General features: G+C 56.3%; 22 protein-coding genes. 9 read left to right on the top strand and 13 right to left on the bottom strand.

Annotated features, from left to right (window positions below):
* The first annotated feature begins 74 nt into the window (after positions 1 to 74).
* Positions 75 to 1,271 (top strand): nicotinamide mononucleotide deamidase-related protein YfaY, encoded by a 1,197-nt coding sequence (locus tag CSE01S_RS16105; RefSeq protein WP_042290631.1) that lies wholly within the window; start codon positions 75 to 77, stop codon positions 1,269 to 1,271.
* Here the strand turns inward: CSE01S_RS16105 and CSE01S_RS16100 are convergent.
* Positions 1,261 to 1,536 carry a hypothetical protein gene (locus CSE01S_RS16100; RefSeq protein ID WP_042290628.1) on the bottom strand — a complete coding sequence of 92 codons (276 nt, stop codon included), beginning with the start codon at positions 1,534 to 1,536 and terminating at the stop codon, positions 1,261 to 1,263. The two genes, CSE01S_RS16105 and CSE01S_RS16100, sit on opposite strands and share 11 nt — an antisense overlap.
* A gap of 32 nt (positions 1,537 to 1,568) precedes the next feature.
* On the opposite strand from CSE01S_RS16100, the gene CSE01S_RS16095 reads away from it, so the two are divergent.
* From CSE01S_RS16095 to yfaU, 4 genes are read left to right on the top strand one after another with little or no spacing between them, the layout of a single operon-like run.
* Complete coding sequence (locus CSE01S_RS16095) at positions 1,569 to 2,351, top strand: IclR family transcriptional regulator (protein ID WP_042290625.1); 783 nt, start codon at positions 1,569 to 1,571, stop codon at positions 2,349 to 2,351.
* A 12-nt stretch (positions 2,352 to 2,363) separates the two neighbouring features.
* Positions 2,364 to 3,569, top strand: a complete 1,206-nt coding sequence (gene rhmD, locus CSE01S_RS16090; protein ID WP_042290944.1) for an L-rhamnonate dehydratase — start codon at positions 2,364 to 2,366, stop codon at positions 3,567 to 3,569.
* Positions 3,570 to 3,623: 54 nt separating this feature from the next.
* The gene (locus CSE01S_RS16085; protein WP_042290623.1) at positions 3,624 to 4,913 is read left to right on the top strand and encodes an MFS transporter; all 1,290 of its coding nucleotides are present in this window, start codon (positions 3,624 to 3,626) and stop codon (positions 4,911 to 4,913) included.
* 25 nt (positions 4,914 to 4,938) lie between these two features.
* On the top strand, positions 4,939 to 5,742 hold the full coding sequence (gene yfaU / locus CSE01S_RS16080) for a 2-keto-3-deoxy-L-rhamnonate aldolase (RefSeq protein WP_042290620.1): 804 nt from the start codon (positions 4,939 to 4,941) through the stop codon (positions 5,740 to 5,742).
* Positions 5,743 to 5,791: 49 nt separating this feature from the next.
* On the opposite strand, the gene CSE01S_RS16075 is transcribed toward yfaU, so the two are convergent.
* The 4 genes from CSE01S_RS16075 to glpA form a co-directional block, all read right to left on the bottom strand.
* Complete coding sequence (locus CSE01S_RS16075) at positions 5,792 to 6,742, bottom strand: Rpn family recombination-promoting nuclease/putative transposase (RefSeq protein ID WP_042290619.1); 951 nt, start codon at positions 6,740 to 6,742, stop codon at positions 5,792 to 5,794.
* Positions 6,743 to 6,959: 217 nt separating this feature from the next.
* Positions 6,960 to 8,150, bottom strand: coding sequence for an anaerobic glycerol-3-phosphate dehydrogenase subunit GlpC (glpC, locus tag CSE01S_RS16070; RefSeq protein WP_042290617.1), 1,191 nt, complete (start codon positions 8,148 to 8,150; stop codon positions 6,960 to 6,962).
* A complete protein-coding gene (glpB, locus tag CSE01S_RS16065; RefSeq protein ID WP_042290616.1) occupies positions 8,147 to 9,406 on the bottom strand; it encodes a glycerol-3-phosphate dehydrogenase subunit GlpB in 1,260 nt (419 codons plus the stop codon). Before glpB ends, glpC begins: the two co-directional genes overlap by 4 nt.
* Positions 9,396 to 11,024, bottom strand: coding sequence for an anaerobic glycerol-3-phosphate dehydrogenase subunit A (gene glpA, locus CSE01S_RS16060; RefSeq protein ID WP_042290615.1), 1,629 nt, complete (start codon positions 11,022 to 11,024; stop codon positions 9,396 to 9,398). Before glpA ends, glpB begins: the two co-directional genes overlap by 11 nt.
* 272 nt (positions 11,025 to 11,296) lie before the next feature.
* Here glpA and glpT point away from each other — a divergent pair, with 272 nt between their 5' ends.
* From glpT to inaA, 3 genes are all read left to right on the top strand, one after another.
* Entirely contained in the window at positions 11,297 to 12,655 is a 1,359-nt protein-coding gene (gene glpT, locus CSE01S_RS16055) for a glycerol-3-phosphate transporter (protein WP_042290613.1), read from the top strand.
* A 4-nt stretch (positions 12,656 to 12,659) separates the two neighbouring features.
* The gene (gene glpQ, locus CSE01S_RS16050) at positions 12,660 to 13,736 is read left to right on the top strand and encodes a glycerophosphodiester phosphodiesterase (RefSeq protein WP_042290610.1); all 1,077 of its coding nucleotides are present in this window, start codon (positions 12,660 to 12,662) and stop codon (positions 13,734 to 13,736) included.
* Between the two features lie 200 nt (positions 13,737 to 13,936).
* Positions 13,937 to 14,587 carry a lipopolysaccharide kinase InaA gene (gene inaA / locus CSE01S_RS16045; protein WP_042290607.1) on the top strand — a complete coding sequence of 217 codons (651 nt, stop codon included), beginning with the start codon at positions 13,937 to 13,939 and terminating at the stop codon, positions 14,585 to 14,587.
* Between the two features lie 6 nt (positions 14,588 to 14,593).
* Here the strand turns inward: inaA and yfaE are convergent, their stop codons facing one another.
* From yfaE to ubiG, 4 genes are all read right to left on the bottom strand, one after another.
* The gene (yfaE, locus tag CSE01S_RS16040) at positions 14,594 to 14,848 is read right to left on the bottom strand and encodes a class I ribonucleotide reductase maintenance protein YfaE (RefSeq protein WP_042290605.1); all 255 of its coding nucleotides are present in this window, start codon (positions 14,846 to 14,848) and stop codon (positions 14,594 to 14,596) included.
* On the bottom strand, positions 14,848 to 15,978 hold the full coding sequence (gene nrdB, locus CSE01S_RS16035; RefSeq protein ID WP_042290603.1) for a class Ia ribonucleoside-diphosphate reductase subunit beta: 1,131 nt from the start codon (positions 15,976 to 15,978) through the stop codon (positions 14,848 to 14,850). The genes yfaE and nrdB overlap by 1 nt, the downstream gene beginning before the upstream one ends.
* A gap of 110 nt (positions 15,979 to 16,088) precedes the next feature.
* Positions 16,089 to 18,374: a class 1a ribonucleoside-diphosphate reductase subunit alpha gene (gene nrdA, locus CSE01S_RS16030; protein WP_042290600.1), complete on the bottom strand. Its 2,286-nt coding sequence runs from the start codon at positions 18,372 to 18,374 to the stop codon at positions 16,089 to 16,091.
* 389 nt (positions 18,375 to 18,763) lie between these two features.
* A complete protein-coding gene (ubiG, locus tag CSE01S_RS16025) occupies positions 18,764 to 19,492 on the bottom strand; it encodes a bifunctional 2-polyprenyl-6-hydroxyphenol methylase/3-demethylubiquinol 3-O-methyltransferase UbiG (RefSeq protein WP_042290598.1) in 729 nt (242 codons plus the stop codon).
* A 193-nt stretch (positions 19,493 to 19,685) separates the two neighbouring features.
* On the opposite strand from ubiG, the gene gyrA reads away from it, so the two are divergent.
* Positions 19,686 to 22,322 carry a DNA topoisomerase (ATP-hydrolyzing) subunit A gene (gene gyrA, locus CSE01S_RS16020; RefSeq protein ID WP_042290596.1) on the top strand — a complete coding sequence of 879 codons (2,637 nt, stop codon included), beginning with the start codon at positions 19,686 to 19,688 and terminating at the stop codon, positions 22,320 to 22,322.
* Positions 22,323 to 22,372: 50 nt separating this feature from the next.
* Here the strand turns inward: gyrA and CSE01S_RS16015 are convergent, their stop codons facing one another.
* The 4 genes from CSE01S_RS16015 to atoD are packed head-to-tail and all read right to left on the bottom strand — an operon-like array spanning position 22,373 to position 26,218.
* Positions 22,373 to 23,557 carry an acetyl-CoA C-acetyltransferase gene (locus CSE01S_RS16015; RefSeq protein ID WP_042290593.1) on the bottom strand — a complete coding sequence of 395 codons (1,185 nt, stop codon included), beginning with the start codon at positions 23,555 to 23,557 and terminating at the stop codon, positions 22,373 to 22,375.
* A 29-nt stretch (positions 23,558 to 23,586) separates the two neighbouring features.
* Positions 23,587 to 24,909: a TIGR00366 family protein gene (locus CSE01S_RS16010; RefSeq protein ID WP_042290590.1), complete on the bottom strand. Its 1,323-nt coding sequence runs from the start codon at positions 24,907 to 24,909 to the stop codon at positions 23,587 to 23,589.
* Positions 24,906 to 25,556: a 3-oxoacid CoA-transferase subunit B gene (locus CSE01S_RS16005; RefSeq protein WP_042290586.1), complete on the bottom strand. Its 651-nt coding sequence runs from the start codon at positions 25,554 to 25,556 to the stop codon at positions 24,906 to 24,908. Before CSE01S_RS16005 ends, CSE01S_RS16010 begins: the two co-directional genes overlap by 4 nt.
* Positions 25,556 to 26,218, bottom strand: a complete 663-nt coding sequence (gene atoD / locus CSE01S_RS16000; protein WP_042290582.1) for an acetate CoA-transferase subunit alpha — start codon at positions 26,216 to 26,218, stop codon at positions 25,556 to 25,558. Before atoD ends, CSE01S_RS16005 begins: the two co-directional genes overlap by 1 nt.
* Positions 26,219 to 26,333: the final 115 nt, after the last annotated feature.

The following is a 26,333-nucleotide window of genomic DNA, read 5'->3' as shown; positions in this document are numbered from 1 at the left end:
TGCCGCGCCTGTTTTTTTCTCCTCCTCCTTCTTCATGCGTTATAGTGTTTGCATCATAAAAGCAGGAGAACACGATGTTACACGTGGAGATGCTATCCACCGGGGATGAAGTGTTGCATGGGCAAATTGTCGACACTAACGCCGCCTGGCTGGCCGATTTTTTCTTTAATCAGGGATTACCCTTAACGCGTCGCAACACGGTGGGCGACAATCTTGACGACCTGGTCGCCGTTTTGCGCGAGCGCAGCCAGCACGCAGATGTTCTGATCGTCAATGGCGGGCTGGGCCCCACCAGCGATGATCTGAGCGCCCTGGCGGCGGCGACGGCAAAGGGAGAGGGGCTGGTGTTACATGAACCCTGGCTTGCTGAAATGGCGCGTTTTTTCCGCGAGCGCGGTCGGGTGATGGCGCCCAGCAACCGCAAACAGGCGGAGCTGCCAGCCAGCGCCGAGTTTATCAACAATCCGGTCGGGACCGCCTGTGGCTTTGCGGTTCAGTTGAATCGCTGCCTGATGTTTTTCACGCCGGGCGTGCCGTCTGAATTTAAGGTGATGATTGAGCACGAGATCCTGCCGCGCCTGCGTGAACGCTTCGCGCTGAGCGAAGCACCGCTGTGTCTGCGTCTGACGACCTTTGGACGTTCGGAAAGCGATCTTGCCCAAAGCCTCGACTCGCTGACGCTGCCGGAAGGTGTGACGCTGGGTTACCGTTCGTCAATGCCGATCATCGAGCTGAAGCTCACTGGCCCATACGCCCAGCGTGAAGCGATGCAAACCCTGTGGCAGGAGGTGAAGCGCGTTGCCGGACAAAGCCTGATCTTTGAAGGCACGGAAGGCCTGCCTGCGCAAATTGCCCGTGAACTGCAGAAAAGGCAGCTTAGCCTGACGCTCAGCGAGCAGTACACCGCAGGGCTGGTGGCGTTGCAGCTTTCAAGGGCGGGCGCGCCGCTTCTGGCCAGTGAAGTGGTGCCTTCTCAGGAAGAAACGCTGGCGCAAACCGCGCACTGGACGAACGAGCGTCGCGGTAACCATTATGCCGGTCTGGCGCTGGCGGTATCCGGCCTGGAAAACGAGCATCTTAATTTTGCCCTGGCCACGCCAGACGGCACCTGGGCGCTACGGGTTCATTTTAGCGTCACACGACATAGCCTGCAGGTGCGTCAGGAAGTCTGCGCGATGATGGCGCTGAATATGCTGCGCCGCTGGCTTAACCATCAGGAGGTCGCGACAGAGCACGGCTGGATTGAGGTGGTCGAGTCGTTTACGCTGTGATCGCGCTGACTCGCTTGTAAAAAGTATCCGGCACACTGCCCGGTTGCGTTACGGCATACCGGGCCTGGGCGATAGCGCTTTTTAAGATGCCCACTGTGGCGTCAGTCGCCATCCGGCAATAAGCCGTCATGCTTGTCCAACCTGCTGTACTTCCGCCGAAAAAATCCGTGCGTTTATTCACATTTTTCCTCATTTTTTTTCCATTCTGCTGGAAGTGAGGCGCGATTTGATGTGCTTCACAAATTTCCCCCCGCGTACCGATCACACTGATTCCAGTATCTCAGACTGGAGTCCAGTATGTTGGAATCAAGTAAAGTGCCGGCGCTTACCCGCGCCATCGACATCCTTAATCTGATCGCGAGGATTGGCCCGTGCAGCGCGGCGACGATCATTGAGACGCTGGGCATTCCCAAGAGCACCGCGTATCTGCTGCTCAACGAACTGAAGCGCCAGCGGTTTATCAGCGTCGACCATCAGGAGAATTTTTGCCTGTGGACCAAACTGGTGGAGCTTTCCGGACATGCGCTTAGCAAAATGGATCTGCGTGAACTAGCACGCCCGCGCCTGACACAGTTGATGGATGAAACCGGCATGCTCTGCCATTTGGGGATCATCGATCACGAGAGTGCTTACTACATCCTGAAAGTGGAATCTTCCTCCACCATCAGCGTTCGCTCCCACGAAGGTAAAAGCCTTTCGCTTTATCGTTCCGGTATCGGCAAATGTCTGCTGGCCTGGCAACCGGCGCCGGTGCGCAAAGCCATCATTGCGCAACTGGTATGGGAAAAGGCGACGCCGACGACCATTACCGATCCGCAACAGCTTAGCGACGAACTGGAGCGCATCCGCCAGCGTGGATGGAGCTTTGACAACGGTGAAGATTACCCGGACGTGCGTTGCGTCGCCGCGCCAGTTTTTAATGCCAACAATGAACCCGCCGCCGCCATTTCGGTGGTCGGCACCCGATTACAAATCAACGATGAGAACCGTGATTATCTGGCCGGGAAGGCGATTGCCTGCGCGAAGGATATTTCACGCCTTCTGGGATGGAAAAGTCCCTTCGATTCACTCGCATCATAAATGGAGAACATCATGACCCTACCTAAAATTAAACATGTTCGCGCCTGGTTTACCGGCGGCGCTACGGCTGAAAAAGGCGCTGGCGGCGGTGACTATCACGATCAGGGGGCCAATCACTGGATTGACGATCACATCGCCACGCCGATGAGTAAATATCGCGAGTACGAACAGTCGCGTCAGTCTTTCGGGATCAACGTACTGGGCACGCTGATTGTGGAAGTCGAAGCCGATAACGGCCAGACAGGCTTTGCCGTCTCCACGGCGGGCGAGATGGGCTGTTTTATCGTTGAAAAGCATCTCAATCGGTTTATCGAAGGGAAATGTGTCAGCGACATCAAACTGATACACGATCAAATGCTTGGCGCGACCATGTACTATTCCGGTTCCGGCGGTCTGGTCATGAACACGATTTCCTGCGTCGATCTGGCGTTGTGGGATCTGTTCGGTAAAGTCGTTGGCCTGCCGGTTTACAAACTGCTTGGCGGCGCAGTGCGGGACGAAATTCAGTTCTATGCCACTGGCGCCCGTCCGGATCTGGCGAAAGGGATGGGCTTTATCGGCGGGAAAATGCCGACCCACTGGGGGCCGCATGACGGCGATGCGGGGATCCGTAAAGACGCGGCAATAGTCGCCGATATGCGCGAGAAATGCGGCCCGGACTTCTGGCTGATGCTCGACTGCTGGATGAGCCAGGACGTGAACTATGCCACCAAACTGGCCCACGCCTGTGCGCCTTACAATCTGAAATGGATTGAAGAGTGTCTGCCGCCGCAGCAGTACGAAGGCTACCGCGAACTGAAGCGCAATGTGCCGGCGGGGATGATGGTCACCAGCGGTGAGCATCACGGCACCCTCCAGTCTTTCCGCACCTTGTCGGAAACCGGCATCGACATTATGCAGCCGGATGTGGGCTGGTGCGGCGGCCTGACCACGCTGGTCGAGATCGCCGCTATCGCCAAAGCGCGCGGACAGCTGGTGGTGCCACACGGTTCCTCGGTCTATTCGCATCACGCGGTCATTACCTTCACGAATACGCCATTCAGCGAATTCCTGATGACCAGTCCGGACTGTTCAACGATGCGCCCGCAGTTTGACCCGATCCTGCTCGATGAGCCGGTGCCGGTGAACGGACGCATTCATAAATCTGTACTGGATAAGCCTGGATTTGGCGTCGAGCTTAACCGCGACTGCAACCTGAAACGCCCTTATAGCCACTAATGACCTGTGCGTTGCCGTTTATCCGGCAACGCCCTCCCTGTTGAGGATCTTGCTATGAGTACCACTTTGCTTGACCGCGTCGTAAAGAAAAACCGCGCGCGTTTGATCCCGTTCATGCTCACGCTGTACGTACTGGCGTTTCTGGATCGTTCGAATATAGGCTTCGCCAAAGAGACCTATCAAATTGATACCGGGCTAAGCAATGAAGCCTATGCGCTGGGGGCGGGGATTTTCTTCGTGGTCTACGCCTTTCTCGGGGTGCCTGCCAACCTGCTGATGCGCAAACTGGGGGCGAGAACCTGGATCGGCACCACCACGCTGCTGTGGGGCTTTCTCTCCGCGGCGATGGCGTGGGCGGATACAGAGGCGAAATTCCTGATTATTCGTACCCTGCTGGGGGCGGCGGAAGCCGGTTTCTTCCCCGGCATGATCTATCTGACCTCGCAGTGGTTCCCGCAGCGCACCCGCGCAAGCATTATGGGGCTGTTCTATATGGGCGCGCCGCTGGCGCTGACGCTGGGGTCGCCGCTTTCCGGCGCGCTGCTGGAAATGCACGGCTTCATGGGGCATCCGGGATGGTTCTGGATGTTCGTTATCGAAGGTTTACTGGCGGTTGGCGCAGGCGTGTTCACGTTTTTCTGGCTGGACGACACGCCGCAACAGGCACGTTTCCTGAGCGCAGAAGAAAAGGCCGCGCTGATAAGCCAACTGGCGAGCGAAGAAGAGAAGAAGGTCACGTCAAAACTCACCGATGCCCTGCGTAACGGACGCGTCTGGCAACTGGCGATCATTTACCTGACGATCCAGGTAGCGGTGTACGGGCTGATCTTCTTTCTGCCGACGCAGGTGGCGGCGTTGTTGGGCACCAAAGTGGGGTTCACCGCGTCGGTGGTCACCGCTATTCCGTGGGTCGCCGCGCTGTTTGGCACCTGGCTCATCCCGCGCTATTCCGACCGCACCGGCGATCGCCGAAATGTCGCCGCGCTGACGCTGTTAGCGGCTGGCATTGGTATTGGGCTTTCCGGGCTGGTTTCTCCGGTGCTGGCGATACTGGCGCTTTGCGTCGCGGCGGTGGGCTTTATTGCGGTACAACCGGTGTTCTGGACCATGCCGACGCAGCTGCTTTCGGGTACGGCGCTGGCGGCGGGGATCGGCTTTGTTAACCTGTTTGGCGCGGTAGGGGGATTTATCGCGCCGATCCTGCGCGTGAAGGCGGAAACGATGTTCGCCAGCGACGCGGCGGGTCTGCTGACTCTGGCCGGGGTCGCCATCATTGGCGCGTTAATCATCTTCACTCTGAGCGTGAACCGTGCCGCGTCGCAACCGGGTGCTGCGCATCAATAATTTTATCCACGTTGTAAGGATCATTATGAACGCATTGTTAGCAAACCCTTTTAAGGAAGGTTTACAAAAAGGGGAAGTGCAAATTGGGCTGTGGCTGAGTTCGACCACGTCTTATATGGCGGAAATTGCCGCGACCTCCGGTTATGACTGGCTGCTGATCGACGGTGAACACGCACCGAATACGGTGCAGGATCTGTATCATCAATTACAGGCTATCGCGCCGTATGCCAGCCAGCCGGTGATCCGGCCGGTTGAGGGAAGCAAAGCGCTGATTAAACAGGTGCTGGATATCGGTGCGCAAACGCTGCTAATCCCGATGGTCGATACCGCCGAACAGGCGCGTCAGGTGGTTGCCGCCACCCGTTACCCACCGCTTGGCGAGCGCGGCGTCGGGGCCAGCGTCGCGCGGGCGGCACGCTGGGGACGTATCGACAACTACATGGCGCAGGCCAACGAATCACTGTGCCTGCTGGTACAGGTCGAAAGCAAAACGGCGCTCGACAATCTCGACGCTATTCTCGATGTGGACGGCATTGACGGCGTGTTTATTGGCCCGGCGGATCTCTCTGCGTCGCTGGGTTATCCGGATAACGCCGGACACCCGGACGTGCAGCGCATCATTCAGGAAAGCATTGCTCGCATACGCGCCGCCGGTAAAGCGGCAGGGTTCCTCGCGGTTGACCCGGCCATGGCGAAAAAATGCCTGCAGTGGGGGGCTAACTTCGTCGCCGTGGGCGTCGATACCATGCTTTATACCGAGGCGCTGGATCGCCGACTGGCGATGTTTAAAGCTGTCGGTTCAGCGACCCCGGTAAAAAGTAGCTACTGAGTAAACGTGCCGGATGGCGACGCTTCGCTTATCCGGCCTGCTTATGGCATCAGTGGTGGCTGGCTATGACCTCATCAACAGAGATACCGGTAATGGTCAGCACCAAATCACGTTCGATCCCTTTCTCGATCATCATTCGCGCAATGCGCAGCGCCTCTTCTCTGGTGCCTTTTTGCTTACCTTCGTGTAATCCTTGCTGCAGGCCTTTTTGCAGCCCCTCCTGCAATCCATGACGGTGGCCTTCCTGCCGCAGTCGTTCTGCAATTGTCATCAGTCTCTCCTTATGATGGGGGGAACGTTCGGCGACCTCGCGGATAAACTCGCTAAAGCGCGTCGCATCGCCGTACTGCACCAGATAATTAAACAGCGTTTGCAGCTGGCTGTCATTAGCAATACCGGTAACTAGCAGCGTCACCAGCCGGTCAACCAGACCCATCAGATCGCGATCCCGGATATGTTTTTGCATAAGCTCAAGCAGGGCAACGCGCTGGTGTTGCATGATTTCATCGTCAGGCACCACCGTTATGTCCACCAGCGGAAAGGCCTCCGTATAGAGCTGCCGTGCCAGCTGCGGATTATCAAATTCGTCCAACCAGTTTAGCGACCAGGGATACGGACTTTGCACGCCGTGGTAAAACAGCATCGGGATCACCAGCGGCAGCGTTTTATGCCCGGCATCCAGATGATGTTGCATGGCGGCGGTGGCATAGCGCATGAGCCGAAAGGCCATATGCGGCACGGCAGTGCTCTGATGTTCAATGACGCAATAGATATAGCCTTCGCCTTCTTTTGTTTTCAGCGACCACACGACGTCAGAATAATATGCGCGGAGATCCTGTTCGATAAACGTGGTGGCTTCCAGCCTGAGCGTTGTTAAATCGCACATTTCGCGCAATGGCGCGGGAAGGTGGATAGTGAGAAAGTCCCGTGCCACTTCAGGACTGGAAATCAGCTTTTTAAACACCGCATCGTGCGGAGTGGATGTGGTTGAATGCGTCATGGTAGTCCGTCACCTTAACATTGTGTTGTCGTGACGTTACAGGCTGATGGCGCGGGTTGCATTAGTTGAATACAGGCTTTGCGCGGCGGGACGAGGGAAAGTTGCTTGCGGTTGCAACGTATACAGTTTTATGGAAAGAATCACGCAAAAATGCCGGATGCAATCCGGCATGGATGTGATGTTCAGGCTCTGCGTTTTGCGCCGTCAGGTAAGTGCGTTAGCCGAGCGCCTGCGCTAACAGCGTTATCGGATGTTCGCAGCGTTTGCTGGTGGACATCTCAATTTGCCATTTACAGGTTTCGCAGTCGGTGACCACGATATCGGCGCCGCTCTCTTCAATCTGCTTAAACAGCGGCGCGCCAATGGACTGCGAGGTGGGGTAGTTCTCTTTCTTAAAGCCATAGGTTCCGGCGATTCCGCAGCACTGAGAGTCCAGCACCGTTAGCTCCAGACCCGGTATCCGGCGCAGCAGTTCAAGGGTATACAGCGTCCAGCCCATTTTTTCCATGTGGCACGGCGTGTGATAAACCACTTTCAGCGGCAGCGTTTTCAACGGCAACGTTTTGCCTTCATCAAGCCTGCGCCACAGCCAGCGGGTCGCCAGTTCGATGTGCTCTCGCAGACCGCGGTTGTCGACATCCAGCACTTCCGGATACTCGTCGCGCAGGGCGAAGGTACAGGTGGAGGAGGTGGCGATAACGGGGATGCCTTTTACCGCAATCGCTTCGCGCAGCGATTCGACGTTCGTCACCGCCTGCTTACGCGCTTTGTCGGTGAAACCGTTGGCGATAAGCGGTACCCCGCAACACTTCTCTTTGCTCAACAACTGAACGCCGGTGCCCATGGCGTTCAGCACCTTAATTAAGTCCTTTCCGAGTTGCGGATGGTTGTAATTGACAAAACAACCATGAAAGAAGGCGACCTGATCCTTATACTGCGTCTGCTGCTGCGCCACGCTGCGATACCAGCGACGGAAGGTGCCAAACGAGTATTTGGGCAGGGTGCGACGATGGTCGATTTTTAGCGCGTAATCAAGCAACTGGCGCACCGGTTTTAGCGATGTTGCGGTATTCACCACCGGGGCGAACGGCGTGGAGACGCTTCCCATCAGATCCGTATGGCTGAGGATGAAATTGCGTAGCGACGGGCGCGAAGTGTCATATTTTGCCCGCGCGCGCTGAATGATATCGCCAATCTTCACATCAGACGGACACGCCACTTCGCAGCGCTTGCAGTTAATGCAATATTTCAGCGCCTCATCGTATAGCGCACCGTCTTTCAGACGCAGACGCTCGCCGTCGGGTCCGGCCTGTTTGGGGCCGGGATAACCGGGATTGACGCGGCTGACCGGACAGGCGGTGGTGCACACTGTGCACTTGATGCAACTTTCAAAACGGGTATCGCTCATTGCTCACCTCCTGCACGTTTTGCGATCTCATGGGCGGCGTGTAAGGCGGTGACGGCGCAGACGCCGCCGCCGCATCCCTGGGTTATCGGGTCGAATCCGCCGAGCACCGAACCAATGGCAAACAGGTTTTCTACCGTTTGCCCGGCCAGCGATGGACGTAACGCTGCGTCGGTGGTGACGCCAAACTGCTGCCAGGGTTGGGCGTCAAAGAAATCTTGTCGGTACCACCCGGCACGGTTGGCCGTTTGCTGAACATCCAGTCCAAGAATCGGTTCGCGAATGCCCTGACGGTCAGCCACCAGCCCACTGCTAAAGAAGCTGCCGCTGGCCAGTACCGCGAAGCGCGGACGGAGTGGAATATCAGCATGATTGCGGGTCCAGATTTCGCTCACCGCGCCGTTTTTGCAGGTCACTTTCTTCACTTCATCGCCTGGCATCCAGATCCCGCCCTGACGTACAAACTGGTGCTGAAGCTGATTATGCAGACGAATGCCCAGCACAGACGGCGGCAGGGTCGGCAGCAGCGTCAGCGGACACGGCAGGCGCGCGTTGAGCCAGCGCCAGAGGCGCTCATCCGCGAGGCCAAAGCAGGCGGGCATCATCACCATCTCGCAGCTTTTCGCCACGGGTAACAGCGCGTCGAACAGCAGCGGCCATTTGTCTTCGTTGTCAAGAAAACGCGCAATGTTCACCGCGCGAAACTCCGTGGCGTTGTCGCGTAGCACGTCCAGTTCGGGCAGGTCGATCTCCGCCGTGTCGACCGTCAAACCGGCCTGCTGCAGAGAGGCGGCGGCAAGATGCGCCTGAAAATCGAGCAGACCGGTGATGCCGACCACGCACAAGTGTTTTGCGGTAAGCGGCCAGACCGGAATTTCCGGCGCGCTAAGCCAGGTCGTCCGCAGCGTGCCCAGCGGGGTGACGCGCTGATGCGATTGCCTTACGTCGCCCTGCATCTGCGCGCCGGATGCCTGCAGCACTGCCTGTGCTTGCTGTGCAAGCTGTAGCACATGTTCTGTTCCCAGTTGTGAATAAGGGTGGGCAGGCGCCTGTTTTTGCAGTGCGTCCAGACCGGCAGCGATATCCGTTACCGGTTGTCCATCCGGTAATGCGCTGAGCAGATCCAGCGAACCGGAGGAGAAGTGCAGCGCGCTCTGCCCGCGGGTGACGATCGCACAGCGCTGGCCATGTTTTTGCAACTGCAAACCGCAGAGAAGTCCGGCCAGACCGCCGCCCATAATGACTGTATCAAATCTCATCGCGCGGCTCCTTTTCCAGACCACATAAGCCTTGGTATACCCAGCGGGTGAATTCGCTTTCGCGCAGCGCGTCGCCCCAGGCGATAGGCTGCACGCCTTTCCAGCGTTCATTTAAGAAATCAGAGAGTTGGCTGATGGATTGTGTGGCGGTAGTGATATTAAAACGTTGCAGCAATCCGGCGGCACGGCAGGCGCACAGTTCACCCTGGCAGGTGCCCATGCCTACGCGGGTACGGCGGCGCAGGTCAAGCAGGCTGTTCACGTTTAAATTTTCCACCGCGTACTGGACTTCGCCAGCGGTGACGGCTTCACATTCGCAAACCACGCTGCGATGCTGACGTCCCTGGCTTAACCACGCCGGCGTGCGATCGCCGTGGCGATAAACGGCGGAGCCGCGCAGCGGCGCGGGCAGGGAGATCACGCGCTTAAGGGTGGTTTCTGTCGGTTCGTGCGAACCAGGCAGCGGCGTGTCGGCGGTCATGCAGGGGCGAGTATTACCCAGTTTGCGACAGACCGCATCGGTGGCCCACTCCGCCATCAGGCGGTAGGTCATCAGTTTGCCGCCGGTAATGGTGATAAATCCGTCCAGACCATCGCGTTCCGCATGGTCGAACAGCACAATACCGCGGCTGACGTTGCGTCCGCTCGGATCGTCGTCGCTGGCGACCAGCGGCCTTACTCCGGAGTATGCGCGCAGGATACGGGTCTTCGCCATCACGGGCGCCAGTTTTTCCCCTTCACGCAGCAGAATATCCACTTCCTCGGCGGTGACGCGGTTGCTGTCGATATCGTTGTAATCAATGTGGGTTGAGGTGGTGCCAATGAGTGAAATGGTGTCGCCCGGCACCAGAATATCGGCATCGGACGGCTTACGGCAGCGGTTTATCACATGCTGATTAATACGGTGATCCAGAATCAGCAGCGATCCTTTCGCCGGGAACATGCGGATGCTCAGGTCGGCGTATTCCGCGATTCGTTGCCCCCAGATCCCGGCGGCATTGACCACCACTGGCGCATGCAGCGTTTGCGTTTCGCCAGTCAGCGCATTGCGTACATGCACGCCGCTGACCGTTGCCCCTTCGCGGATCAGGCCGGTCACTTCATGAGCGGTCAGAATCACTGCGCCATGCTCCTTCGCATCAAGCATATTCGCCGCCGTGAGGCGGAACGGATCGACCGTGCCGTCAGGGACTTTTACCGCGCCAGTCAGTCGTGGATTGACTGAGGGTTCAATTATGCGCGCCTGCTGCGGATCGATCGCCTCTGCGCGGATCCCGGCCTCTTCGCAGGCGCGAATAAACGTGGCCTGGAATGCGAGGTCGTCTTCGGGCAGGGTAATAAACAGACCGTCCGTCGGTTCAACGCAGTGACGGGCGATACGTTTTAAAATCTGGTTTTCGCTGATGCACTCGCGGGCGGACTCTGCGTCAGTGACCGCATAGCGCGCGCCGCTGTGCAGCAGACCGTGGTTGCGCCCGGTCGCGCCGGTGGCGATGTCGTGGCGTTCAACTAACATAACGCGCAGGCCGCGTAGCGCGCAGTCACGGGCAATACCGGCCCCCGTGGCGCCTCCACCAATGATAATCACGTCAGCAGTTTGCGAGTCGCGAGTTTTCATTGTTTTCCCTCACAGTTCGTTTTTTATCATTTAGCCACATAAAACGCATGGTTTGTTTGATTTCGCGCATATTCGCTCATGATTCGAAAATGAAACGTGATTTCGTGCGCCTTTCTGAACATTTGTCATAAAACTGTAACAATATGTGCTGTAATTCACATTAACCGCATGTATCTTTACTTAACATCGCGGCCACACTGGAAGCAGCGGGGTTGTTTGTACGAACTGCGGTGTTGACCACTTATAAAGAGACGGGCCACGGAGGCTACATTATGTTGAGTATTTTTAAACCAGCCGCGCATAAAGCGCGCTTGCCGCAAGCGGAGATTGATCCGACCTATCGTCGGCTCCGTTGGCAGATTTTCCTGGGGATATTCTTTGGCTATGCCGCGTATTACCTGGTGCGCAAGAACTTCGCGCTGGCCATGCCGTATCTGGTGGAGCAAGGGTTTTCGCGCGGCGATCTCGGTTTTGCGCTGTCAGGGATTTCCATCGCTTACGGATTTTCGAAATTCATCATGGGGTCGGTGTCCGACCGCTCGAATCCGCGCGTTTTCCTTCCCGCCGGTCTGATTCTCGCGGCGGCGGTTATGCTGTTCATGGGTTTTGTGCCGTGGGCGACATCGAGCATTGCCATTATGTTTGTCCTGTTGTTCCTGTGTGGCTGGTTCCAGGGGATGGGGTGGCCGCCGTGTGGTCGTACTATGGTGCACTGGTGGTCGCAGAAAGAGCGCGGCGGTATCGTGTCGGTATGGAACTGCGCGCATAACGTCGGCGGCGGGATCCCTCCACTGCTGTTCCTGCTTGGTATGGCATGGTTTAACGACTGGAAAGCCGCGCTGTATATGCCTGCGTTTGGCGCAATCATCGTTGCGCTCTTTGCTTTCGCCATGATGCGCGACACGCCGCAGTCCTGCGGCCTGCCGCCGATCGAAGAGTACAAAAACGATTATCCGGACGACTACAACGAAAAAGCGGAAGAAGAGCTGACCGCGAAGCAGATTTTCATGCAGTACGTGTTGCCGAACAAACTGTTGTGGTACATCGCTATCGCTAACGTCTTTGTTTATCTGCTGCGCTACGGCATCCTCGACTGGTCGCCGACCTATCTGAAGGAAGTGAAGCATTTTGCGCTGGATAAATCGTCCTGGGCTTATTTCTTGTATGAATATGCAGGCATTCCGGGCACCCTGCTGTGCGGTTGGATGTCGGATAAAGTGTTCCGCGGCAACCGTGGCGCCACCGGCGTATTCTTTATGACCCTGGTGACCATTGCGACCATCGTCTACTGGATGAACCCGGCGGGCAACCCGACTGTCGACATGATTTGCATGATCGTCATCGGCTTCCTGATTTACGGTCCGGTTATGTTGATTGGTCTGCATGCGCTGGAACTGGCGCCGAAAAAAGCGGCAGGGACTGCGGCAGGCTTTACCGGTCTGTTTGGCTACCTCGGCGGTTCTGTGGCGGCGAGCGCGATAGTGGGTTACACCGTTGACTTCTTCGGCTGGGACGGCGGCTTCATGGTGATGATTGGCGGCAGCATTCTGGCGGTGATCCTGCTGGTTATCGTCATGTTCGGCGAGAAACGCCATCACCAGGAGATGATGCTGAAACGCAACGGAGGCTAATGTAATGAAAACGACGTTTAAGAACCTGAGCCTGGCGCTGATGATGAGCGGGATGGTGCTGGGAAGCAGCGCGCTGGCTGCCAGCGATAACGACAAAGTGGTGATTGCGCACCGCGGCGCAAGCGGCTATCTGCCGGAGCATACGCTGCCTGCGAAGGCGATGGCCTACGCCCAGGGAGCGGATTACCTGGAGCAGGATCTGGTGATGACGAAGGACGACCGGCTGGTCGTCCTCCATGACCACTATCTTGATCGCGTCACTGATGTCGCTGAGCGCTTCCCGGATCGCGCCCGGAAAGACGGACGCTATTACGCTATCGACTTCACCCTTGAGGAGATCAAATCCCTGAAGTTTACCGAAGGGTTCGACCTGGAAAACGGCAAGAAGGTGCAAACCTATCCGGGCCGTTTCCCGATGGGAAAATCGGATTTCCGCGTGCATACTTTTGAAGAAGAGATCGAGTTTGTGCAGGGGCTGAATCACTCTACCGGCAAGAACATCGGCATCTATCCGGAAATTAAAGCGCCGTGGTTCCACCATCAGGAAGGAAAGGACATTGCGGCAACCACGCTGGACGTGCTGAAAAAGTACGGCTACAGCGACAAGCAGGATAAGGTTTATCTGCAAAGTTTTGACGTCGCGGAACTCAAGCGCATCAAAAACGAGCTGGAGCCAAAGATGGGGATGGATCTCAACCTGGTGCAGCTCATTGCGTATACCGACTGGAATGAGACTCAGGAAAAACAGCCGGACGGAAAATGGGTGAACTACAGCTATGACTGGATGTTCAAGCCCGGGGCGATGAAGCAGATTGCCGAATACGCCGATGGCATTGGCCCTGACTATCATATGCTGATTGATGAGACGTCGAAAAAAGACAACATCATCCTGACTGACATGGTGAAAGACGCGCACCAGAATAAGATGACGGTTCATCCTTATACGGTACGCGCGGATCAACTGCCGGACTACGCCGCGAATGTCGACCAGCTTTATGACATTCTTTACAACCAGGCGGGTGTTGACGGGCTGTTTACTGATTTCCCCGATAAAGCGGTAGTGTTCCTGCGTAAAGAGTAAACCGCGCCGTATCAACCTTACTACTGCACCCAAAAGCGGTTTTTCGCGCACCCGGGTGCAGTTTTTATTTATACCCTCCTGGCCGCGCAGCCGAGCGTGAAGTCCGCAACCGAACATCACCTTCTCAAGTATTTCTTATGTAAGCGATCTATATTTCCTGTCTAAATCGTTTTCCACGTGACTATAACGGATGGTGAAAGATGGTGCAGGACGTTCTACAGTCAACCTTTTATGACTGGTGGGCCACGGAAGGGGATTGGGTGGAAGAACCTAACTCCCGACGCAAAGGCATGAGCGGAGTACAGTGTATTGAGCGGGACGGAACCCGGCTGTACGTGAAGCGGATGACGCAACATCTATTTTACTCGCTGCGTTATCCGTGGGGGCGCCCGACGATTGTGCGTGAAATCGCAGTGATCAAAGAACTGGCGCGAGCTGGCGTTATCGTACCGAAAATCGTATATGGCGACGCGATGAAAGTTAACGGCGAGTGGCGCGCGTTACTTGTTACTGAGGACATGAGCGGCTTTGTCAGCATTGCCGACTGGTATCACCAGCACGCGCTAACGCCCTATCCTGATGATCTGCGGCAGGACATGCTCAAAGCCGTGGCGCTGGCCTTCAAAAAGATGCATGCCGTGAACCGTCAGCACGGTTGTTGCTATGTACGTCACATCTACGTAAAAACGGAAGGTGAAGTGGAAGCCGGATTTCTCGATCTGGAAAAAAGCCGTCGCCGCTTTCGTCGGCGTAAAGCCGCGCAGCACGACTTTTCCCAGTTAGAGAAAAACCTGCATCCGATTCCGCAAGCGGACTGGGAGGCGGTTAAAGCGTATTATGCCGCGCTGTAATACGCGTTACATCTCAATCTCAATATCGCCTTTTGCCCTGCAACAGCAGGGTAAAATTTCGTCAGGCTGCACAAAGGCCAGCGGTTCGGTGAGCCAGTCAACCTGACCGGCGACCAGACGGATGCGACACGAGCCGCAGTAGCCTTCGCGGCACTGATATTCCACTTCCACGTTATGCGATTCAAGCGCGGCGAGCAGGGAAGGGTGCTCATCCTGGCACAGCAACTGTGTGCCAGTGATGCGCAGCGTAACGCGTCCCATCAGAGCTGGAAATTGCTCAGATCGTCGGTATCGACTTCAGAGTCGATCTGACCGACCAGGTAAGAACTGACTTCCACTTCCTGCGGCGCGACCTGCACGTTGTCCGACACCAGCCAGGTGTTGATCCACGGGATCGGGTTGGAGCGCGTCTGGAAGGGGAGATCAAGGCCAACCGCCTGCATGCGGATGTTGGTGATATATTCCACGTACTGGCAAAGAATGTCTTTGTTCAGACCGATCATTGAGCCGTCGCGGAACAGATAATCTGCCCACTCTTTTTCCTGCTGCGCCGCCTGGACAAACAGGTCATAGCACTCTTGCTTGCACTCTTCGGCAATCTCCGCCATTTCCGGATCGTCGCTGCCGGAACGCAGCAGGTTCAGCATGTGCTGAGTGCCGGTCAGGTGCAGCGCTTCGTCGCGGGCAATCAGGCGAATGATTTTGGCGTTGCCTTCCATCAGTTCGCGCTCGGCGAAGGCGAACGAGCAGGCAAAGCTGACGTAGAAGCGAATGGCTTCCAGCGCGTTAACGCTCATCAGGCACAGGTACAGCTTTTTCTTCAGTTCACGCAGGTTCACGGTGACGGTTTTGCCATTTACCGTGTGCGTGCCTTCGCCCAGCAGATGCCAGTAGCTGGTCATCTCAATCAGTTCGTCATAATAGCTGGCGATGCCTTCAGCGCGTTTCTGAATTTGCTCGTTGGTCACGATATCATCAAACACCACCGCCGGATCGTTGACGATATTACGAATGATATGGGTGTAAGAGCGGGAGTGAATTGTTTCTGAAAACGCCCAGGTTTCGACCCAGGTCTCCAGCTCCGGAATGGAGATCAGCGGCAGCAGCGCCACGTTCGGGCTGCGTCCCTGAATGGAGTCCAGTAGCGTCTGATACTTCAGATTGCTGATAAAAATGTGTTTTTCATGCTCCGGCAGCGCCTGGTAGTCGATGCGGTCGCGGGAAACGTCCACTTCTTCCGGACGCCAGAAGAAGGAGAGCTGTTTTTCAATCAGCTTTTCGAAGATGTCATATTTTTGCTGATCGTAACGCGCAACGTTCACCGGCTGGCCGAAAAACATCGGTTCCAGCAACTGGTCATTTTTCGTCTGTGAAAAAGTGGTGTATGCCATTGAAGTGAGTCCTTTGTGGGATGAGCGCCGGATAGGGGCAAGCACCGTATCCGGCCTACAAACCGTGCAATCGTAGGCCGGGTAAGCGTAGCGCCACCCGGCATCTTTCATCAGATCTTACATGCGCCGCTTTCGCAGCCATCGTCCTGAATGGATGGCACCAGATCGTCCTGGGCATCTTCCGCACCATCGCGGGTGTTCTGATAATACAGCGTCTTGACGCCGAATTTATAGGCGGTGAGCAGGTCTTTCAGCAACTGCTGCATCGGCACTTTTCCTGACGGGAAGCGTGTCGGGTCATAGTTGGTGTTAGCCGAAATCGACTGATCGATAAATTTCTGCATGATGCCAACTAACTGCAGATACCCATCGTTACCCGGCATTTCCCACAGCAGTTCGTAGGCCTTGCCCAGATGCTCATAGTCCGGTACCACCTGACGCAGAATGCCGTCCTTCGACGCTTTAATGCTGACGTAACCGCGCGGCGGCTCAATACCGTTGGTCGCGTTCGAGATCTGCGAAGAGGTCTCGGACGGCATCAGCGCAGAGAGCGTGGAGTTACGCAGGCCGTGGGTCTTGATGGATTCACGCAACGCTTCCCAGTCGTGATGCAGCGGCTCGTTGGCAATCGCGTCGAGATCTTTCTTATAAGTATCGATCGGCAGAATGCCCTGCGCATAGGTGGTCTCGTTAAACCACGGGCAGGCGCCTTGCTCGATCGCCAGTTCGTTAGAGGCTTTCAGCAGATAGTACTGGATCGCTTCAAACGTTTTGTGCGTCAGGTTGTTGGCGCTGCCGTCGGAGTAGCGAACGCCGTGTTTCGCCAGATAGTAGGCGAAGTTAATGACGCCGATACCCAGCGTACGGCGACCCATGGCGCCACGTTTCGCGGCCGGGATAGGGTAGTCCTGGTAATCCAGCAGCGCGTCGAGGGCGCGAACCGCCAGCACCGCCAGCTCTTCCAGTTCGTCAAGGCTGTTGATCGCGCCGAGGTTAAACGCAGACAGCGTACACAGCGCGATTTCGCCGTTTTCGTCGTTAACGTCCATCAGCGGCTTGGTCGGCAGGGCGATTTCCAGGCACAGGTTGGACTGACGTACCGGCGCGACCTGCGGGTCGAACGGGCTATGGGTGTTGCAATGGTCAACGTTCTGAATGTAGATACGGCCCGTGGACGCACGTTCCTGCATCATCAGAGAGAACAGATCTACCGCTTTTACGCGCTGTTTACGGATACTGTCGTCTTTTTCGTATTTGGTATACAGACGTTCGAACTCATCCTGATCGGCGAAGAACGCGTCATACAGGCCCGGGACGTCAGACGGGCTGAACAGGGTGATGTCTTCCCCTTTCAGCAGGCGGGTGTACATCAGTTTGTTGATCTGTACGCCATAGTCCATGTGACGCACGCGGTTGCCTTCCACGCCGCGGTTGTTTTTCAGCACCAGCAGGCTTTCGACTTCCAGATGCCACATCGGGTAGAACAAGGTTGCTGCGCCGCCGCGCACGCCGCCCTGCGAGCAGGATTTCACCGCCGTCTGGAAGTGTTTGTAGAACGGGATGCAGCCGGTGTGGAACGCTTCGCCGCCGCGAATCGGGCTGCCCAGCGCGCGGATGCGACCGGCGTTGATGCCGATACCGGCGCGCTGGGAGACGTATTTCACAATGGCGCTGGAGGTCGCGTTAATCGAGTCCAGGCTGTCGCCGCACTCGATCAGCACGCAAGAGCTGAACTGGCGCGTCGGGGTGCGCACGCCGGACATAATTGGCGTCGGCAGGGAAATCTTGAACGTAGAAACGGCATCGTAAAAACGCTTAACGTAATCGAGACGGGTTTCACGCGGATAGTTCGAGAACAGGCAGGCGGCCACCAGAATATACAGGAACTGGGCGCTCTCGTAGATCTCGCCGGTGACGCGGTTCTGCACCAGGTATTTGCCTTCCAACTGTTTCACGGCAGCATAGGAGAAGGTCATATCGCGATCGTGCACGATGAACGAATCCATCTGCTTGAACTCTTCTTCCGTGTAGTCTTCCAGCAGATGATTGTCGTATTTGCCCATCTCAACCATTTTTACCACATGGTCGTACAGCGCGGGCGGCTCGAACTCGCCGTAGGCTTTTTTACGCAGATGGAAAATCGCCAGGCGAGCGGCCAGGTACTGGTAGTCCGGCGCGTCGCGGGAGATCAGATCGGCGGCGGCTTTGATGATCGTTTCATGGATATCGGATGTCTTGATACCGTCATAAAACTGGATGTGGGAGCGCAGTTCGACCTGAGAAATCGAGACGTTGTTCAGTCCTTCTGCCGCCCAATCCAGAACCCGATGGATTTTGTCGAGATTGATGCGCTCTGTACTACCATCACGCTTTGTCACCAGCAGACTCTGATTCATGTGGTTTTTACCTGTCCGTGAAAGAAAAAATATCCCCCGCATTATCCACAGCGCCACCTTGTGACTAACTCTGTGGATAAATACTATATGTAGGGGGTGGGTGTTAAAGTAAACGCTATATGGTGAGTATTCTAGTAGGGAATCTTTTCAGTACAAGAGTTGATTTTAAGGTTAAATTGAGGTTGCAAAAGGGTAAGAAAGGCTAAGTGCGCGTCTTATAAGGCCTGGCGGGGATGTCAATAATTCATAAAAAAAATAGATAATTTGATCGAGTGCTGATTTCTTCAACGAAGGTGAAGAAAGTTCTTATGACCTGGCACAATTTTTTCAGATTTTTATTTTTTCCGCAGGCCGGACAGGACGCCGTAGCGTCTCATCCGGCGACGGGATTACTCAGCTTTAGCCGTGGTGTGCACCATGTAGTTGACGTCAACGCCTGGGCCCAGCTTGAAGCTGTTGGTGAGCGGGTTATAGTGCAGGCCGGTGATATGGCGTTCTTTCAGTGCCGTCTCGTCCACCCAGCCTAACAGCTCGGCGGGCTTGATAAATTTTTTCACATCATGCGTGCCCTTGGGCACCATTCGCAGAATGTATTCTGCGCCGACGACCGCCATCAGCCAGGATTTACCGTTACGGTTAATCGTCGAGAAAAAGACTTCGCCGCCGGGTTTGACTAACTGTGCGCAGGCGCGAACCACCGACTGCGGATCCGGGACATGCTCCAGCATCTCCATGCAGGTCACCACATCATACTGTCCGGCATGCTTCGCCGCGTGTTCCTCCACGGTTTCCTGCACGTAATCGACGTGAATACCGCTTTCCAGCGCATGCAGTTTTGCCACCTGCAGCGGCTCGAAGCCCATATCCAGCCCGGTAACGCTGGCGCCTTCGCGGGCCATACTTTCAGCCAGAATGCCGCCGCCGCAGCCGACGTCGAGCACCTTTTTCCCAAACAGACCCCCGGAACGCTCCGCGATGTAACCGAGGCGCAGCGGGTTAATGCGGTGCAGCGGCTTAAATTCGCCTTCCAGATCCCACCAGCGCGACGCGACTGCTTCAAATTTGGCAATTTCTTCGTGGTCAACGTTCTGGTTTACCGGCTGTTTTTCGGCATTCATCGGGGTTATTACTCCTTGTTTGGCATGACGAATGAGTATATCAGGCATTCACGCTGAATAAAGCGCAGATCCCGGTCATACAGCAGGTCGCGGCCAGCTTAAGTATTTAGGGGATAGGTTTACCTCAATCAGCGCGGTTGTGTTATAATTTGCGACCTTTGAATCCGGGATACAGTAGAGGGATAGCGGTTAGATGAGCGACCTTGCGAGAGAAATTACACCGGTCAACATTGAGGAGGAGCTGAAAAGCTCTTATCTGGATTACGCGATGTCGGTCATTGTTGGCCGTGCGCTGCCGGATGTCCGAGATGGCCTGAAGCCGGTACACCGTCGCGTACTTTACGCCATGAACGTATTGGGCAATGACTGGAATAAAGCCTATAAAAAATCTGCCCGTGTCGTTGGTGACGTAATCGGTAAATACCATCCTCACGGCGATTCCGCGGTGTATGACACCATTGTTCGTATGGCGCAGCCGTTTTCGCTGCGCTATATGCTGGTGGATGGCCAGGGTAACTTCGGTTCTATCGACGGCGACTCTGCTGCGGCGATGCGTTATACGGAAATCCGTCTGGCGAAGATTGCCCATGAACTGATGGCCGATCTGGAAAAAGAGACGGTAGATTTCGTTGATAACTATGACGGCACGGAGAAAATCCCTGACGTTATGCCAACGAAGATCCCGAACCTGCTGGTAAACGGTTCGTCCGGTATCGCGGTAGGTATGGCGACCAACATCCCGCCGCACAACCTGACGGAAGTGATCAACGGTTGCCTGGCCTATATCGACGATGAAGACATCAGCATTGAAGGGCTGATGGAACACATCCCGGGTCCGGACTTCCCGACTGCGGCGATCATTAATGGTCGTCGCGGCATTGAAGAAGCCTACCGTACCGGTCGCGGCAAAGTGTACATTCGCGCGCGCGCCGAAGTGGAAGCGGACGCGAAAACCGGTCGCGAAACCATTATCGTTCATGAAATCCCGTACCAGGTGAACAAAGCGCGCCTGATCGAGAAAATCGCTGAGCTGGTAAAAGATAAGCGCGTTGAAGGCATCAGCGCACTGCGTGACGAGTCCGATAAAGACGGTATGCGCATTGTGATTGAAGTGAAACGCGATGCGGTTGGGGAAGTGGTTCTGAACAACCTCTATTCCCAGACGCAGCTGCAGGTCTCCTTCGGTATTAACATGGTGGCGTTGCACCACGGCCAGCCGAAGATCATGAACCTGAAAGATATCATTTCCGCGTTCGTGCGCCATCGCCGTGAAGTGGTGACTCGCCGTACCATTTTCGAACTGCGTAAAGCCCGCGATCGCGCGCATATCCTTGAAGCGTTGGCGATTGCGCTGGCGAACATCGATCCGATCATTGAACTGATCCGCCGCGCGCCGACCCCGGCAGAAGCGAAAGCCGCGCTGATCGCGCGTCCGTGGGATCTGGGCAACGTGGCGGCGATGCTGGAGCGTGCGGGCGATGACGCTGCGCGTCCGGAATGGCTGGAACCGGAATTCGGTGTGCGTGATGGTCAGTACTATCTGACTGAACAGCAGGCTCAGGCGATTCTGGATCTGCGCTTGCAGAAGCTGACCGGTCTTGAGCATGAAAAACTGCTCGATGAGTACAAAGAGCTGCTGGAGCAGATCGCTGAACTGCTGCATATTCTGGGCAGCGCCGATCGTCTGATGGAAGTGATCCGCGAGGAGCTGGAGCTGATCCGCGATCAGTTCGGCGATGCGCGTCGCACCGAAATCACCGCCAACAGCGCGGACATCAACATCGAAGACCTGATCAACCAGGAAGACGTTGTGGTGACTCTGTCGCACCAGGGTTACGTGAAGTATCAGCCGTTGACCGACTACGAAGCCCAGCGCCGTGGCGGAAAAGGCAAATCAGCGGCACGCATTAAAGAAGAAGACTTTATCGACCGCCTGCTGGTGGCCAACACCCACGACACCATCCTCTGCTTCTCCAGCCGTGGACGCCTGTACTGGATGAAAGTTTACCAGTTGCCGGAAGCGAGTCGCGGCGCGCGTGGTCGTCCGATCGTTAACCTGCTGCCGTTAGAAGCTGATGAACGTATCACCGCTATCCTGCCGGTACGCGAGTACGAAGAGGGCGTGAACGTCTTTATGGCGACCGCCAGCGGTACGGTGAAGAAAACCGCGCTGACCGAGTTCAGCCGCCCGCGTTCCGCCGGTATCATTGCGGTGAACCTGAACGAGGGCGACGAGCTGATTGGCGTCGATCTGACCTCTGGCTCCGATGAAGTCATGCTGTTCTCTGCCGCCGGTAAAGTGGTGCGCTTTAAAGAGGACGCCGTCCGTGCGATGGGCCGTACCGCGACCGGCGTGCGCGGCATCAAGCTGGCGGGCGAAGACAAGGTGGTTTCGCTGATTATTCCTCGTGGCGAAGGCGCGATCCTGACCGTGACGCAAAACGGTTACGGTAAGCGTACCGCGGCGGACGAATATCCGACCAAGTCACGTGCGACACAGGGTGTTATCTCTATCAAAGTGACCGAGCGCAACGGTTCCGTTGTTGGCGCGGTGCAGGTAGACGATTGTGACCAGATCATGATGATTACCGATGCCGGTACGCTGGTGCGTACCCGCGTGTCGGAAATCAGCGTGGTGGGTCGTAACACCCAGGGCGTGATCCTCATCCGTACTGCGGAAGATGAAAACGTCGTGGGCCTGCAGCGTGTTGCTGAACCGGTGGATGACGAAGAGCTGGATTCTATCGACGGCAGCGTCGCGGAAGGGGATGATGACATCGCTCCGGAAGCGGAAACCGACGACGATGCGGCGGATGACGCAGACGAGTAATTGACTCACCGCTGAGTGCGAAGGGCCGGATATTCTCCGGCCCTTTTTATTTAGTTCATCCTTTCCACGATCATGGCAATTCCCTGCCCGCCGCCAATACACAGCGTCGCCAGTCCCAGCGTTTTATCTCTCGCTGAAAGCGCGTGCAGTAACGTCACCAGGATACGTGCGCCGCTGGCGCCGATAGGATGGCCCAGCGCAATCGCGCCGCCGTTGACGTTGACTTTTTGCGGATCAAACCCCAGCGTTTTACCGACCGCTAAAAATTGCGCGGCAAAGGCTTCATTCGCTTCAATCAAGTCAATATCTGACAGCGCTAGTCCACATTGCTGTAACGCTTTTTGGGTGGCGGGAACGGGGCCCATCCCCATTAACGCGGGGGCGACGCCGCCGCTGGCATAGGCTTTGATCCGCGCCAGCGGCTTAATCCCTGCCGCCAGCGCCGCCGATTCGTCCATGACGATAAGCGCCGCCGCGCCGTCGTTGATCCCAGAAGCATTACCGGCCGTTACCGTACCCGCCTTGTCAAAGGCGGGACGCAGCGCGGCCAGACCATCCGCCGTACAGTCCGCTTTAGGAAACTCGTCGCGTTCCACCACCGCCGTTTTCTTACGCGACGTGACGCTAACAGGGACGATTTCAGCCTCGAACGCGCCGGCGTTAATCGCGGCAACCGCCTTCTGCTGAGAGAACAGCGCCAGTTCGTCCTGCATTTCGCGGCTGATGCCATATTCGCTGGCCACGTTTTCCGCCGTAATTCCCATGTGATAGCCGTGCGTGGCGCAAAGTAAGCCATCGCGCAGGATCACGTCAGAAAGCTGGCCGTCGCCGAGGCGATAACCCCAGCGGGCCTTTGCATCCAGGAGATACGGCGCCTGGCTCATGTTTTCCATTCCCCCTGCGATAATCGCCTGAGCCTGCCCGGCCTGAATCGCCTGAGCAGCAAGCGCGACGCTCTTTAGGCCTGAGCCGCAAACCTTGTTGACGGTAAAGCCGCAAACCGTTTCATTTAGCCCCGCTTTTAGCAGCGCCTGACGGGCCGGGTTTTGCCCGAGACCAGCCTGCAACACGTTCCCCATAATCACTTCATCCACGCGAGTAGGATCAAGCTGTGCGCGTTCCAGGGCTGCTTTAATGACTGTCGCCCCCAGTTCGATTGCGCTGGTAGTGGCCAGCGCGCCATTGAAGCTGCCGATAGCGGTACGTGCTGCGCTGACGATGACACAATTTTTCATCTTCTGTTCCTTAAACGTGAGGGTTGCCGTCAGAACAACGTCAAACCAATAACAAAAATGATTCCGGAGAACAGCAGGGCGGTGATGCAGTAACCCATGATGTCGCGGACCCCAAGCCCGGCGATAGCCAGAGCGGGCAGCGCCCAGAACGGTTGCGCCATGTTCATCCACTGCTCGCCATAGGCGATAGCCATGACCGATTTACCGAGGTCGGCTCCCAGTGCTTGTGCGGCGGGTATGACAAACGGCCCCTGGATCACCCAGTGACCGCCCCCTGACGGCACCGCGAAGTTGATCAGTGCAGAGCTAAAAAAGGTCATGATCGGGAACGTGTCTTTGTTGGCGACGTTGATGAAAAACTCAGTGATCAATCCACCGAGTCCGGAGTGTTCCATCATCAACTGGATCCCCGCATAAAACGGGAACTGCACCAGAATCCCGGCGGTGCTGCGCGCTGCGGCGCTAATGGCGCGCATGTAGGCCATCGGTGTTTTATGCAGTAGCAGACCGGCAATCATAAACATGAGATTGACGGTGTTAATGGTGATGTTGAACCCTTTCTCGGCAAAGTAGATCCCAAGATAGGCGATACCCAGCGCACCGATGATCAGCGCCAGAATCCGGCTCTCTTCCAGCTTTTCTGACGGTGGCGCATCTGCCGGCAGGGTCTTCTGGAAATCAGGCTCTTCCATCAGCAGTTTTGGGTCAACGCTGACCACATCAGAGGGTTTCGGCGTCATCATGCGAGTAATAAAAGGCATGACCACAATGAGACCAAGCGTAATGAAGATGTTGAAGCCGGTGAACAAGGTGTCGCTGACCGGGATTAACCCGGCAATATGTTCGACCGGATTGCCTGGTGTCGCCGCCAGCAGGGGCATCGAACCGGAGAAACCGCCTCCCCAGGTCAGAAACCCAATATAGGCGCAGGCGATCAGCAGCGGATAGTCAGAGCCGGGTACGCGACGGGCCACTTCCCTGGCAAACATGGCGCCTACCACCAGGCCGAAGCCCCAGTTGATCACGCAGGCGACAGAGCCAAAAAAGGTGACCAGCATAACGCCCTGAGCGGGCGTTTTAGCCGCGGACGCGGCGGTCCTCAGCAGCTTTTTCACCGGACCCGAGCTGGCCAGCGCGTGGCCTGTGACGATAATCAGCGCCATCTGCATGCCGAACGCCAGCAGATTCCAGAAACCGTCACCCCAAAAGCGCACCATGGCGACCGGCGTTTGCGGCGTAAGCCACAGCGCGATGCCGAACGTTAACAGTGTCAGCAGCATGGCAAAAATCAGCGGGTCGGGAAGCCAGCGACTGACGAAGCGCGTCATAAAACGCGAGATACGGCCAATCATGCATCACCTCGCTGGATCAACAAGTCGGCGGCCACGTCAAAGTGCGCTTCGGTTTTCGATCTCAGCGTTTGCAGGTCGCAGTCTTCAGCGATTTCACACAACCACATTTTGCCATCGGTAAAACGGAATACCGCCAGTTCGGTGACCAGCATATGTACCGCATGTTGTGCGGTAAGCGGCATCGTGCAGTGGCGGAGAATTTTCGCCGATCCGTCTTTCGCGCAATGTTCCATTGCAATAATGACTTTACGCGCGCCAGTGACCAGGTCCATCGCGCCTCCCATGCCGGGCACCATTTTGCCCGGCACCACCCAGTTCGCGAGGTTGGCCTGCTCGTCAACCTGAAGGCCGCCTAGTACGCAGGCATCCACATGCCCGCCGCGAATTAGCGCGAATGACATTGCGCTGTCGAACATCGCCGCCCCGGGTAAAATTCCGCAAGGTTGGCCTCCGGCATTCACCAGGTCCGGATGCGCGGTTGTCACCGGCCCGAGTCCGAGAAATCCATTTTCCGATTGCAGGGTGATATGAATATCTGCAGGCAAGTAATTGGCGACCATCGTTGGCAGGCCTATACCTAAGTTCACAATGTCGCCATCACGAAGTTCGTGCGCCACACGGCGCGCAATACGTTGTTTCGCATCCATTATTTGCTCTCCTGTGGCATGACGATATAGTCAATGACGGCGCCGGGCGTAACGATGTGGTCCGGCAGCAGATCGCCTGTCGCAACCAGTTCGTCGGGTTCCACCAACGTGATGTCAGCGGCAAGGGCGATCAGCGGGTTAAAATTCCGGGCGCTGAGTTGATAGGTCAGGTTGCCAAGGGGATCGGCCCGATGCGCGCGTATCAGCGCTAAATCGGCGCGCAGTGGGCGCTCAAGCAGCCAGGTCTTACCGTCGAGCGTCAGGGTTTGTTTGCCCTCTTCGACAACCGTACCGACGCCGGTAGGGGTCAGGAAACCGCCGAGACCGGCACCGCCGCAGCGAATTTGTTCAATCAGGGTGCCTTGCGGGACCAACTGAACATCCATCTCTTTAGCAATCATTCGCCGTCCGGTTTCCGGGTTAGTGCCAATGTGCGAGGCAATGACTTTTTTCACCCGACCATTGATAATCAAAGGGCCGATACCGGTATCGACAAAAGCGGTATCGTTGGCGATAAGGGTCAAATCCCTGACGCCGGATTCCAGTAGGGTGTCGATAAGGCGAGGGGGCGTGCCAACCCCCATAAAACCGCCAACCATGATGGTCATGCCGTCACGAAAGAATTCGGCGGCGTCCTGTAAGGTAATCAGTTTTGTTTTCATTATGTTTCCCTTTTGCATACTCCATTTTGGGTACGAAGCGGGAATTGCAAACAGGATGCCAGAGTTGGGAGGAGAGGGGTTTTGAAATTAACTGACTGAATAAAAACGAAAAATA

Origin of the sequence: Citrobacter sedlakii NBRC 105722, from assembly GCF_000759835.1 — a bacterium.
GTDB lineage: Bacteria > Pseudomonadota > Gammaproteobacteria > Enterobacterales > Enterobacteriaceae > Citrobacter_A > Citrobacter_A sedlakii.
Note: the sequence above shows the minus strand (reverse complement) of the source record. Positions and strands in the feature narration are given on the sequence as shown.